At 55.3% G+C, this 11,736-nt stretch carries 12 protein-coding genes; 6 read left to right on the top strand and 6 right to left on the bottom strand.

Annotated elements, in window-relative coordinates:
* Window positions 1-82 precede the first annotated feature (82 nt).
* Window positions 83-1,099 (bottom strand): 1-aminocyclopropane-1-carboxylate deaminase, encoded by a 1,017-nt coding sequence (locus tag CD58_RS03730; protein ID WP_025211732.1) that lies wholly within the window; start codon window positions 1,097-1,099, stop codon window positions 83-85.
* Between the two features lie 198 nt (window positions 1,100-1,297).
* Between CD58_RS03730 and CD58_RS03725 the strand changes: the two genes are divergently transcribed.
* The 5 genes from CD58_RS03725 (at window position 1,298) to CD58_RS03705 (ending at window position 6,444) form a co-directional block, all read left to right on the top strand.
* Window positions 1,298-1,807, top strand: a complete 510-nt coding sequence (locus CD58_RS03725) for an Lrp/AsnC family transcriptional regulator (RefSeq protein ID WP_025211731.1) — start codon at window positions 1,298-1,300, stop codon at window positions 1,805-1,807.
* Between the two features lie 184 nt (window positions 1,808-1,991).
* Window positions 1,992-2,507, top strand: a complete 516-nt coding sequence (locus CD58_RS03720; RefSeq protein ID WP_025211730.1) for a sigma-70 family RNA polymerase sigma factor — start codon at window positions 1,992-1,994, stop codon at window positions 2,505-2,507.
* A complete protein-coding gene (locus CD58_RS03715) occupies window positions 2,494-3,477 on the top strand; it encodes a DUF4880 domain-containing protein (RefSeq protein WP_025211729.1) in 984 nt (327 codons plus the stop codon). The genes CD58_RS03720 and CD58_RS03715 overlap by 14 nt, the downstream gene beginning before the upstream one ends.
* Before the next feature lie 121 nt (window positions 3,478-3,598).
* Window positions 3,599-5,971: a TonB-dependent siderophore receptor gene (locus tag CD58_RS03710; RefSeq protein WP_025211728.1), complete on the top strand. Its 2,373-nt coding sequence runs from the start codon at window positions 3,599-3,601 to the stop codon at window positions 5,969-5,971.
* A 167-nt stretch (window positions 5,972-6,138) separates the two neighbouring features.
* Window positions 6,139-6,444: a HigA family addiction module antitoxin gene (locus CD58_RS03705; RefSeq protein ID WP_025211727.1), complete on the top strand. Its 306-nt coding sequence runs from the start codon at window positions 6,139-6,141 to the stop codon at window positions 6,442-6,444.
* 118 nt (window positions 6,445-6,562) lie between these two features.
* Here CD58_RS03705 and CD58_RS03700 read toward each other — a convergent pair whose 3' ends face one another.
* Window positions 6,563-8,044: a hypothetical protein gene (locus CD58_RS03700; RefSeq protein WP_025211726.1), complete on the bottom strand. Its 1,482-nt coding sequence runs from the start codon at window positions 8,042-8,044 to the stop codon at window positions 6,563-6,565.
* A 487-nt stretch (window positions 8,045-8,531) separates the two neighbouring features.
* On the opposite strand from CD58_RS03700, the gene CD58_RS03695 reads away from it, so the two are divergent.
* Window positions 8,532-8,804: a hypothetical protein gene (locus tag CD58_RS03695; protein ID WP_025211725.1), complete on the top strand. Its 273-nt coding sequence runs from the start codon at window positions 8,532-8,534 to the stop codon at window positions 8,802-8,804.
* A gap of 586 nt (window positions 8,805-9,390) precedes the next feature.
* Here CD58_RS03695 and CD58_RS03690 read toward each other — a convergent pair.
* The 4 genes from CD58_RS03690 to CD58_RS03675 all read right to left on the bottom strand — a co-directional run bounded on the left by CD58_RS03690 (window position 9,391) and on the right by CD58_RS03675 (window position 11,736).
* A complete protein-coding gene (locus CD58_RS03690; protein ID WP_025211724.1) occupies window positions 9,391-9,693 on the bottom strand; it encodes a DUF600 family protein in 303 nt (100 codons plus the stop codon).
* Between the two features lie 348 nt (window positions 9,694-10,041).
* The gene (locus CD58_RS03685; RefSeq protein ID WP_025211723.1) at window positions 10,042-10,617 is read right to left on the bottom strand and encodes a hypothetical protein; all 576 of its coding nucleotides are present in this window, start codon (window positions 10,615-10,617) and stop codon (window positions 10,042-10,044) included.
* 159 nt (window positions 10,618-10,776) lie between these two features.
* On the bottom strand, window positions 10,777-11,244 hold the full coding sequence (locus tag CD58_RS03680; RefSeq protein ID WP_025211722.1) for an Imm6 family immunity protein: 468 nt from the start codon (window positions 11,242-11,244) through the stop codon (window positions 10,777-10,779).
* Between the two features lie 129 nt (window positions 11,245-11,373).
* Complete coding sequence (locus CD58_RS03675) at window positions 11,374-11,736, bottom strand: hypothetical protein (protein ID WP_025211721.1); 363 nt, start codon at window positions 11,734-11,736, stop codon at window positions 11,374-11,376.

The raw sequence follows: 11,736 nt of genomic DNA, 5'->3' as shown, positions 1-11,736 counted from the left end.
ATGAAGCAGTGACATCCAACAGGAATGCCGACTAACCCACCGCCTCGTGAGCAAGCGCTCGCCTACAGGTTACTGCCGTGAATCAGCCGTTGCGGAACAGGAAGCTGTAGGCATTCAGCGCAGGCGCCCCGCCCAAGTGCGCGTAAAGCACTTTCGAGCCTTCGGGGAACTCGCCACGGCGGACCATTTCAATCATCCCGTGCATGGATTTCCCCTCGTACACCGGATCGGTCAGCACACCTTCCAGGCTCCCGCACAGGCGAATGGCTTCCAACGTACCGTCGTTAGGCAAACCGTATTCCGGATAGGCAAACCGGGTATCGAGCACCACGTCCTCTTCGGTAATTTCGCGGCCCAACTCCACCAGTTCCGCGGTATGCCGGGCGATACGCAGGATCTGTGCCTTGGTTTTCTCTGGCTTGGCCGAGGCATCAATGCCGATCACGTTCTTCGAACGGCCGTCCGCGGCGAAACCGACGACCATGCCGGCCTGGGTACTGCCGGTCACGGAGCAGACCACGATGTAGTCGAACTTGAATCCCAGTTGTTTTTCCTGCTCGCGCACTTCCTCGGCAAAGCCGACGAACCCGAGGCCGCCATAGGGATGCTCGGAACAACCCGCCGGGATCGGGAACGGCTTGCCGCCGCGCGCAACCACGTCTTCCATGGCCTTCTCCCAGCTGGGCCGAATGCCGATGTCGAACCCTGCGGCATCCAGTCGTACGTCCGCCCCCATGATGCGCGACATCTCGATGTTGCCGACCCGGTCATACACGGCATCGGAATAATTCACCCAGTTTTCCTGCACCAGCACACACTTCATGCCCAGGTGAGCGGCCACGGCAGCCACTTGGCGGGTCTGGTTCGACTGGATGCCACCGATGGAGACCAGGGTATCGCAGCCTTGCTCGAGCGCTTCGGGAACCAGGTATTCGAGCTTGCGTGTCTTGTTGCCGCCGAAGGCCAGGCCACTGTTGCAATCTTCACGCTTGGCATACAGCTCGACCTTGCCTCCCAGATGTGCACTGAGACGCTTCAAGGGCGTGATCGGAGAAGGACCGAAGGTCAACGGATAACGTTTAAAACGATTCAGGTTCATGACTCTGCTCCTCGATTATTGAATATCCAAGCGCCGGGCCGAAAAACAAAGGCTGCATTCCAGGCTCTTTCAGGGGGGCTTCGATGAGTTCAATACTAAGAAGAAATCGAAAAATATGTATTGCAAATTATTAGCAATTAAAGAAACATAATTTTTATAGAAAAACATAAAACACACCTTTACTGCGTAGAAACTCATATGAACGCAATAAATACTCGCAAGAAGCCAACCGAAACAGTGTCAGTGCCGCAGCCGCTGGATCGAACCGACCGCGCCATTCTCAAGACCCTGCAGCGAGATGCTTCCATCTCCAACGTGGCGCTTGCAGAGAAGGTGAAATTGAGCGCCCCGGCGTGCCTGAGACGCGTCGAACGGCTCAAGCAGGCGGGCCTGATCAAGGACATCGTCGCGTTGCTGGACAATGAAGCGCTGGATGCGGGGATGGTGGTCTTGATCGGCGTGGTGCTGGACCGCTCCACACCGGAGTCCTTCGCCGCATTCGAGGCGGCCGCCCAAAAAGTCTCCGGCTGCATGGAGTGCCATGTGGTGACGGGGGAATTCGACTACTTCATGTTGATACGAACCAAGGACAGCAACAGCTTCAACCGGCTCCACGCGGAGCAACTGCTTTACCTGCCCGGGGTTCGCCAGATTCGCTCGTTCATGGGCTTGCGCCAGGTCTTGTCGACCACCCACATTCCCCTTTGAGGCTCAATTTGGCCCGATTGGAGAGGGTGCCCCATGGAGCTGATAGCGAGGAGACCGGTACGTCGAGCGGGGCCGCGCACAGTACCGATCATACGATGGCCCGCCGCAAGAGGGCATTTGCTCTAACGTCCTCGGCCTGAATATAATGCGATTCATTATCAATTATGTATTTTCCGAGATGCTGATGCGCAGCAACGACACTCTGGGCAATGCCGATCTCGCGCTGCTCTATCGCAGCCACCATTCCTGGCTGCACAGCTGGCTGAGCCGGCGCATCGGCTGTCACGAAAGCGCAGCGGATTTGGCGCAGGACACCTTTGTACGTCTGCTCAAATCTCGTCAATTAAGCCCCTTGCGTGAGCCTCGGGCTTATCTGAGCAGCATCGCCCGGGGACTGATGATCGATCGGTATCGCCGTCGCGAACTCGAACGCGCCTACTTCGAGAGCCTCGCGCTGCTGCCTCCACAAGCGGCACCTTCTGAAGAAGAGCGGTTGCTGATCCTTGATAGCCTTGAGCGCATAGACCGCCTGCTCGACCTGCTTAAACCGAGAGTTCGCGAGGCTTTTCTACTCGCCCAGCTCGACGGTCTGACCTGCCTGCAAATAGCCGAAAAACTCTGCGTTTCCCGCTCGACGGTTGAGCGCGACCTGGCCAAGGCCCTGCAACACTGCTATCGCTTGCGTTATGCCGAACAGTGAGACGCAAGCGCTGGATCCAGCGGTGGTCGACCAAGCGATCCACTGGCTGGTGCGCCTGCGCTTCAATCCAGCCGATGAACAAACCCAGCGCACGTTCGAGCACTGGCTGCAGCAGCGTCCGGAACATCGGTTAGCGTGGCAGCGTGTGGAAGCGCTTGGCGATGACTTCGCGGGCGTGCCACCTGATTTGGCCCGGCACACCCTCAAGGGCGCCCGCACAGGCATGCATCGGCGCCAAAGCCTGAAGCTACTGGGCGCATTGGCCACTTTGGGTGGAGCGACCTGGCTGGGCCGCGACTACACGCCGCTGCCGGCCATGCTGGCCCAGCAGCACAGCAAGACCGGCGAACGAAAGCGCTTCCAACTCGATGATGGCAGCCTCGTCCAGCTCAACAGCGACAGTGCGGTCGACAGCTATTTCAACGAACAGCGGCGCCTGATCGTTTTGCGGCGCGGCGAAATCATCGTGAACACCGGTGCGGACGCAGGCTCGGCTCAACCGCGTCCTTTCTGGGTACAAACCCGCGACGGATTGATAAGCACCCAGAACGCCCGGTTCCTGGCGTACGAGCGTGACGACGGGACCCTCATCGCGGTGCAGCGCGGCGCAGTCAGCGTATTTCCTGGATCCACTCAAACCCTTACGGATAACAACACAGTCCAGGCCGGCAATCAGCGGTTGTTCACCTCAAATGGCGTTCGTGAGTTCAAGGACAACGGCCTGGATGTATGGAGCTGGAGCGATGGGGTGATCAGCGCACGCCATATGCGCCTCGGTGATTTCATTGGGGCCTTGTCGCGTTATCGCCCCGGCCTGTTGCGCTGCGCCGAGGAAGTCTCGGGCCTGCGGGTTTCCGGCACCTTTCAGCTCGCCGACACCGATCAGGTATTGGCATTGGTTGCGCAGTCACTGCACCTGCGGATCGATTATCGAACCCAATATTGGGTGACGTTGAGCGCCGCCAGCTAAGGGTTTTCTTCGTCGCACATCAACATCAAATAAAAATGAGGTGATTTCTCATTCTCGTTCGGCATGTAAGAAAGGCCGACCTACAGGCCGATCTGCCGATCCCCTTTCACGGAGCGAGTCAATGAGTGCGTCCCCGGTTCCCCAGCGTCATCTACTGAATCGTGCCATCCACGGTGCGATCTTCGGCGTCATCGTCAGCAGCTATGCGCTACCGTCCCTGGCGCAGTCCTCGACCGTTGAGCAGACCCACCCGGTACACCAATGGAACATTCCTGCCGGTCCACTGGCACTGGCGCTTGACCGCTTTGCGCGCGAGGCGGGTATCAGCCTTTCCTTTGACGCTTCAAGCGTAGCGAACCGCAATACCCGGGGCGTGAGCGGCACACTCGATACGTCCGAAGCGCTGTCATCGTTGTTGCAGGGGAGCGACATAGCGATACAGCAGCAAGGCCCGAACGCTTACTTACTGATGCCGCAAACCAAGGCAGATGCCGAACTCGAGGAGTATCGCCTTGCGCCCATCCTCGTCAATGCCAAGGCCAGGGTCGATGGCACCGAAGACCCCAACTCGGTGGTCGCCCAGGAACTCTGGGTCGGCGGCAAGGTGGCCACCAGCATCCTCAACACGCCCGCCTCGGTTTCCGTGGTGACCGACAAGGAAATGAAGCAACGCAGCGTCAGCACGACAGAAGAGCTGCTGCAATACACGCCCGGGGTCATTACCGACTATTACGGCACTGACGACCGCAACGATTACTTCCAGATCCGCGGCTTCCAGGCCACGACCTATCGAGACGGCCTGACCCTGGGTTCGATGCGCGGTGTGCGCGAAGAGCCTTTCGCCTATGAGCGCGTCGAGGTGATACGCGGCGCCAACTCGACGCTGTTCGGCCCGGCCGACCCGGGCGGCTCGGTGAACTTTGTCAGCAAGAAGCCACGCTTCGACAAGTTTGGCCAGGGCTACGTCACCTACGGTTCTTTCGACCATGTCGAAACCGGCATCGATGTCGGCGACTCGTTGAACGAAGACAAAACCGTGGCTGGTCGCTTCACGGCCAAGATGCAAGACAGTGATCGCGAGTACGAGCATTCACGGGACGACAACAAGTTCCTGATGGGCGGCCTGACCTGGTCACCCACGGACTTCACCTCGGCCTCGGTGATCGTGGATTACCTGAAAACCCAAAGCTCGCCCAACAGCGGCGGTTACCCGCTGGACAAAGAATACGACCGTGACAAGTTCTACGGCGAGCCCAGCTACAACTTCCACGACGTCGAGCGTACCAACATCAGCGGCACCTTCAGCCATGATTTCGACAATGGCTTCGTATTGCGCAGCAACCTGCGCTACAGCGAACTGACCGATGATTTCGGCTATGTGTTCCTCAGCGACTCCCCTACCCGCACCGGCACTACCGTCCCGCGTTATATCTTCGGCACTGACAGCGACGCCGAGCAACTGAACGGCAACTTGATGCTGCAATACGATGCCCGCTTCGAAAACATCGACAGCAGTACATTGGTGGGCGTGGAGTATGGTGATTCTTCGACTGAGGAACGCTCCGTCTATGCCACGACAGCATCCATCGACCTGGCCAACCCCGTGTTCACGGGGGTGCCCAGCGGCGTAGCGCCTTATAGCAACGATAAGCTGGACACGAAAACCAAGGCCGTGTTCCTGCAACAGAACCTGTCCTTCTATGAACGCTTTATCGTCACCGCCGGTGTGCGCAACGACTCGCTGGATCTGTCCAGTACCGACATCAACAACGTAAAAGAGTCGGATAACTTCTCGGAAACCTCCTATCGCGGCGCGCTGACCTATATCGTCAACGACGAAGTGTCGACCTACGTCAGCATGGTCGAGTCGGTCTCGCCACCCACGGTCGGCGTGGTCCCCAAGACAGGCAGGCAATATGAAGTGGGGGTGAAATATGCGCCCATCGGCATGGACGCGCTGTTCTCAGCGGCCGTCTACGACCTGACCCAGGAAAATGTCAGCATCGCCGTCGTACTGCCCAGCGGTGTCATCGAGCAGCAAACCGTTGGCGAATCACGGGTACGCGGCCTGGACCTGGAAGCCAAGGCTGAGCTGACCCCCAACCTGAGCCTGGTGGGTGGCTACTCCTACATGGAGTCCGAAGTGTTGCGCGGTACTTTGTACGACGGCAGTTCACTCAAAGGGAATGAGTTCGCCACGGCGCCAAAACACTCCGCGTCGCTGTGGAGCTATTACAACATCCCCGACACCGATGTCAGCGTTGGCCTGGGCGCACGTTATGTGGGCTCTTACTACTTCGACGCGGCCAACACCGGCACCAGCGATGGCACGACGCTCTTCGATGCGGCCTTCAACTACAAACTCTTCAAAGGCACTGACCTGGCGATCAACGTCAGCAACCTTCTGGATGAGCAACATGTGGTTGGTTCGGGGACCGCGAACTACTACAACCCGGGCCGTGAAGTCACCGCTAAGTTGAGTTACAACTGGTAAAGAGTTGGTCGTTCACCATGGGGCTCGGCGTGATGTGGGTCAGTCATCGAACGGCGTAAAATCCGCGGGAGTAAAACTTGTTCCCACGGGTGTGAAGGATTCTGTTTTGTCTGGGGCGCCAACGGCCCCGAAAATGTAGAAATCGTAGATTATCACTGAGGTGAATCATGTTTAAGAATGGCATGAGGCCCGTACACCCTGGAGAAATTCTCAAAGAAGAGTATCTGGAACCGCTTGGCCTTACCGCAGCTGCGCTTGCGAGGGCTTTGCACGTTTCTGCCCCCACCGTAAATGACATCGTCTTGATGCGCCGTAGCATCAGCGCCGATGTTGCTTTGCGCCTGGCCGCCGCATTGGAAACGTCAGCGCAGTTTTGGCTGAATCTGCAGACTGCGTATGATTTACGTACAGCTGAAATTGCAAAAGGGGAACAGATTCACAGGGAAGTGGAGAAGGTCCCTCACTGCGCGTAACCAGCACAAAACAGAAATTTGAGCCCAGCAAAATAGCAGGGCTTTTTGTTGGGCATAAAAGACACCACGCGTTTGCCGCAAGCGTTTTGCGCCAGGACGATGAGTGACTAGCGTCAGCCTATATACCTGGCCCCATCACGCGAGCCGGCAACCTGGCCAGCCGATCCCAACCCTCGGCACTGATCCCTGAACAGTTCAGCAACGCCAATGTGTGCAACGGCAATTGCTCCAACACCGGCACTGCGGCTGACGTAATCCGCGATTCCCCGGGATCTGCCGAGATCGTCAGATCACTCAACGGCAGCCGGACAAGGTGGGCCACTCCGGCGTCGGTGAGCCAAGGGCTGTCATACAAACGCAGGCGCCGCAGCGGCAGATCGCGCAGGCAGGCCAGGTCGGCATCGCGCAGATCCAGGCCGCTTATTTCAAGTTGCTCCAACGGCAAGCCCAACTCGACAAGCTTGCGCAGAACCTTGCCATCCACGCCGCGACAAAAGCTGAGCTTCAGTCGCTTCAGTGGCAGGCCGGCGAGTTGTTTCAGTTCCTTCCAAGTGAGGTCGTTCAATGACAGGTCAAGGGACTCCAACTCCAAACCACGCAGATCACTCAACGTATCTGCATCGATGCCTTGCACATCGGAAAGCCCCAGGCGCTTCAGTGGAAAACAGTGCAGCACATCGAGCCGCTCGATCACTTGCCGTGAAGATTTGAGATCCAGGTCGGCGAGCGGCATGCCTTCCAAGGCCTCAAGGTCATCCTCACCAACATACGAAGACGAGAGCGAAAGCCGTTCGATGGGCAGATCCGCAATGGCGTGCAGCGTGGCGTCCGTTGCGTAACATTGATCCAGGCTCAGAGAGCGCAACGCGCTCAGGTCGGAGAGCCATGCAGGGTCCTTCAGGATTGCGCTGCTCCAGCCGAGGGACAGTTGCTCAAGGGGGTGACTGCATAAATGCGCCATCCCACGGGACGTCAGCTCGCCGACGCGTTCCAACGTGAGTGAGCGCAACCTGAGGTTTGACAGCCCGAGAAGGCCATCGTCGGTGACGTCATCGCAACGGTTCAGCGACAGTTCTTGCAGCGGGCTATTGCCGAGTTGCTCGAAGAATTTGTCGTCGAAGTCTTCGCCGTAGGTGCTTAACGTCAGCCGGCGCAGCCGTTCGAGGGAAGGCAGGCTGGTGGCGTTATCGGCGCGGGAGAATCCGCTGATTTCCAGGCGCTCGAGGGCGAGGCCTGGCACGCGTTGCCATACACTTGGATCGCAGCTGAAACGTGGGCTGTTGAGCACCAACGTGCGCAAGGGCAGCCCAGCCAGGGCATCGCACCACGCCGGCTCGGCGTTATCCAACTCCAGATGATCGACCGGCAGGTTGCGAAGCTGCGCCAGCAACGGCCCGGGGCGATTGGCATGTGCCGTGGTGTTCAACTGAGTAATGACGACGTTAGCGGCCGGATCGCACAGCCCTGCGGCGACACGTATGCCGTCTAATGAAACCTCGGCGGTGTCGAGCAGATCGCGGTAAAGCGCGGCACGTGTGGTGACGTCATCAGGGTTGGCGGCGAGTTGGGTGGTCAGCGCATTGCGGGTGGGGTTGTGCACGGTCTGTGAGTCCGAAGTGGGCGAGCGCTGGGCAGGCTGCGAAAGAGAAAAGTGGCCATAAGGGAAGCACAAAAAAGAGCCTGGCTGAAGAGACTGTTGAGACGGAAACGAGATCCCCCGGCCTCGTTCCGAGTTACAGATTTCCAGCAGAATATCAACGACGGCGCCCCTCAGGACAGCTCACCCACCTAAAGGCTGTTCAAATCCCCTGTGGCGAGGGAGCTTGCTCCCGCTGGGCTGCGCAGCAGCCCCTTCTGTGAACGCTCCGCACCCAAGCGGAAGCAAACCCTAGCCACCGTTGGCAGCCCAAAACCAACGTAACGAAATACCACCGCTGACAGGCTAAACGTCCTACATCAAGCTCGGAAAGCGGCGTCTTGTAGCACCCGGACAAGGCGGCCTATATTCCGTCGTCGTCCTAATGGCGACTCGGGTTTGGCGACTCGATTAACGAGGTAGCTCCCTTCAATTGAATGAGGTACTACCCATGAACCGATACATGCCCGTCACCGGCATCGACTGCACTCCCGCCACCCTGCTCATCGACACCGAAGCCCCGCTCGACGTCCTCTTCGAAACCGCCGACTACCGCATCCGCACCGTGACCCAACTGCTGGAAAACATCGCGTTCCGCTCGGAAATCAGCTCCGACACGCTGGTCCTCTCCGACCTTTGCAAAATGCTGACGATATCGCTGCGCGATGGGTGTGATGTGATGGATGTGATTGGGAGGCGGTTGCGGGCGCAGGCGGCTGAGTAAATGAAAATGGGCGACCTTTGGGGTCGCCGGTTTCACGATCCGTTAGAGACACTGCCACTGCTGTCATCGATGATGTGCTGAAGGACTGGAAGCGCTGGGGAGTCAATCTGCTAGGTTGGTCGATCACCCAATGCGACCCATTTAAGCGGGGCAGCATTGGTTTTATTTGTGGCCATGACGTAGTCCCGACCGTCGGGAGCGACTACATCCATCTGCTGCGATGAGCTGTGGCGCAGTTCGTCAAGAACTGCGCCATAACTGCGCCAAAATCTCCTCAAACAGCGCCAACACAACCATGCCTTCGCCACGACCGGAATCGATCACGGTTCCCAAGACCTCGGCACGCCGATCAAAAAAAGGGGACACTCTGCATCTCATAAAATAAATCTGTCCTCTTTTCCTTACTTTTTCCGCCATACGTAGGCCTGCAATATGTACATCTCGCGGCACCTCTACAGCAGTAGATTTGGTAGAGGGGAAAAGGGGGAAAAGGGGGATTTATTTTAGAACACCGAGCAAGCCAATGAATCGACTCTCTGCACCTTATAAAATAAATCCCCTTTTCGCGGCACTGTGCATTTGAACGTCAGTAATTAAACTTCGTTTTCACCTCACCCTCACGTCGATAGGATATTGAAAAAGAAAGCCATTCCTCACCTCGAGCCTTGCCCTCTGCCTTCAATTCCTTTATCAACCTGTATAGTTTGGAGCTATTAAAATCAGTATCAGCATCGGTTACTTCAACACCATCCTTCTCAACAGTCAGCACCGACTCCATGTACCCTTCACCCACCTCAACCTCATAACAGAAAGAGTCATAACCCAAAACTATTCCAGAATCAATTAAAGAAAATATTTCCTTCACAATTTCTAAATCTTTAGTAACCATTACTCACCTCTGGAATTTTACCAGCTTCATTTTCAAAGGAGACCGTTCGAGTTTTACCATCGATAGTATAGGTCAACTCCATAGTATCCGGCCTTATCGAATCTGAATTTTCACGCTTAAATTTTACAGTCGTAGACCCTATAGTTCTCGACGGATCATTCAACGCCTCACGCATTCTATTCTCATAATAAACCTTATATGCCGAACTGTTAAAGTTTCTATCTTGACCGAAAAGGGGACGGATTTATTTATCACGACCAAGCAGTAAGTCCACATTCTCACGCAGGCTGCGGAGTAATGAAAACGGGCGACTTGAGGGTCGCCCGTTTCTCAATCCTTAAATCGGATTCAGAGGCCCGATACGCTCGCAACAGGAATACGCTCCTGTGGTTGTGTGACGTCGTAGACATGCTGCTCACAACCGGCCCCGATGATCACGAACTCCACCAAATAAACCTTTTGCTTCTCGGGTTTGAAGGTAGAGCTCATAGGGCCGCATGCATAAACAATTTTTTCGGCATAGCGGTAGTAGTTCGAGTCGTAGACCCGTGATTCACCGATCACTTCAATCGCCTGTCCGGGATCAGCCTGCACCTCCAGCTGGGGGAAACGTTTTACGGTGGCGCTGTTGGCAACCTCGTTCACTTTGGCGATCCAGCCGAATACCTTGCCACGACCGGAATCGACCACGGTTCCCAAGACCTCGGCACGCTGATCGGTATCGTAACTGCGCCGCACGGAGAATTGCACCGGGTGGGTAAACCCTGTCGACTTCATGATGATCTTGGCATGGTCCGCGTCAGCGACGACCTTGGTTTGCTGCAACTGGACGCCGTCCTTGAGCAAGCTTGGAGAGGAGTCCCTGACATTTGAGTGACAGCCTGCCAGAGCCATGGCTAGAACTAAAAAGGTGATTTTTTTCATGATTACTTCCCTGCAAAATTTTAATGACCGCAGACCACCGAAACACTTTCGACGACAGCAGAGAAAAAAGGGGCAGATTTATTTATAAACCGAGCACAACCAATAAACATGCTCCCTCTGCGCTTCACAAATAAATCAGCCCCCTGTTCGCCCTTCCGCTTAAAGCTCAGCTTTAGCGGATAGATAAACACTCAACACACCAGACAAACCTACCCGACCAATATAGTCAACGATATATACAGCGGAACTCTCGTCCGCCTCACATATCGACTCAGACATTTGCTCTTGTAGCCCCGCAACCTTGTAGGCCTTATTAGCAAAAAAACCGATTACCAACAAAATCAAAATCAAACTATTTTGCTCTACGCTTTCAGATGCAAAATTTTCTTCCGCCAACGGTCCGCTCTGCATTTCCTCGGAGTCTAGGTAATATGCTAATTCATCCGCACTGACCCCTCGATCAGACAGCCATAGCCAACATCTATCAACCGCCTCCTGACATTTTTCTTGGGTACCGCTCGCCGAATCAAAATTACGTAGAGCATAATCAAGCAACAAAAGAAAAATTGAGGCTTTTTTCGCCCACATCATACTGTCAATGACCTTAAGAACCTCTTTATTGTCCATTAACTATTCTCCCACCTTTAACTAGGACAAAAAAAAGGGGACAGATTTATTTTAGAACACCGAACAAACCAATAACCCTGCTCTCTCTGCACCTCACAAAATAAATCTGTCCCCTTCTCCTTACGCAAACTAACTCTTATCGTAGTACCTATAAATATCTGCATCAGACCAAAAATCGTCATATGCAGCTAACACACTTCGCAGGGCTTCACTACGCGGATCCTGCGAGGGGTTCATATTTGATAGCACAAACTCTTTAATTTCAGCCCACTGAAGTTCACGCATGCAAAATGCTACAACTTCAAATGACGAACTACCCGACATCAAGATCAACTTAAATCTGTCTACAAAGACATCTTTATAGTCTGGATTATCTTTAACGAACTCCAGAATATTTAACAGCGACACCTCATAGGAAACCTCTAATTCTTCACTAAACGCAGCCATAGCCACATTGCAGAGCTTGTCAAACTTCTTAATAATGTCATTCAT

The organism is Pseudomonas brassicacearum, from assembly GCF_000585995.1.
GTDB classification, from domain to species: domain Bacteria; phylum Pseudomonadota; class Gammaproteobacteria; order Pseudomonadales; family Pseudomonadaceae; genus Aquipseudomonas; species Aquipseudomonas brassicacearum_A.
Note: the sequence above shows the minus strand (reverse complement) of the source record. Positions and strands in the feature narration are given on the sequence as shown.

Excerpts from the sequence above, each read along its gene's own strand:
- CD58_RS03710 (WP_025211728.1), top strand. The coding sequence starts at position 3,599 with ATGAGTGCGTCCCCGGTTCCCCAGCGTCATCTACTGAATCGTGCCATC.
- CD58_RS03725 (WP_025211731.1), top strand. The coding sequence starts at position 1,298 with ATGAACGCAATAAATACTCGCAAGAAGCCAACCGAAACAGTGTCAGTG.
- CD58_RS03730 (WP_025211732.1), bottom strand. The coding sequence starts at position 1,099 with ATGAACCTGAATCGTTTTAAACGTTATCCGTTGACCTTCGGTCCTTCT.
- CD58_RS03720 (WP_025211730.1), top strand. The coding sequence starts at position 1,992 with ATGCGCAGCAACGACACTCTGGGCAATGCCGATCTCGCGCTGCTCTAT.
- CD58_RS03705 (WP_025211727.1), top strand. The coding sequence starts at position 6,139 with ATGTTTAAGAATGGCATGAGGCCCGTACACCCTGGAGAAATTCTCAAA.
- CD58_RS03690 (WP_025211724.1), bottom strand. The coding sequence starts at position 9,693 with ATGGTTACTAAAGATTTAGAAATTGTGAAGGAAATATTTTCTTTAATT.
- CD58_RS03675 (WP_025211721.1), bottom strand. The coding sequence starts at position 11,736 with ATGAATGACATTATTAAGAAGTTTGACAAGCTCTGCAATGTGGCTATG.
- CD58_RS03695 (WP_025211725.1), top strand. The coding sequence starts at position 8,532 with ATGAACCGATACATGCCCGTCACCGGCATCGACTGCACTCCCGCCACC.
- CD58_RS03715 (WP_025211729.1), top strand. The coding sequence starts at position 2,494 with ATGCCGAACAGTGAGACGCAAGCGCTGGATCCAGCGGTGGTCGACCAA.
- CD58_RS03685 (WP_025211723.1), bottom strand. The coding sequence starts at position 10,617 with ATGAAAAAAATCACCTTTTTAGTTCTAGCCATGGCTCTGGCAGGCTGT.
- CD58_RS03680 (WP_025211722.1), bottom strand. The coding sequence starts at position 11,244 with ATGGACAATAAAGAGGTTCTTAAGGTCATTGACAGTATGATGTGGGCG.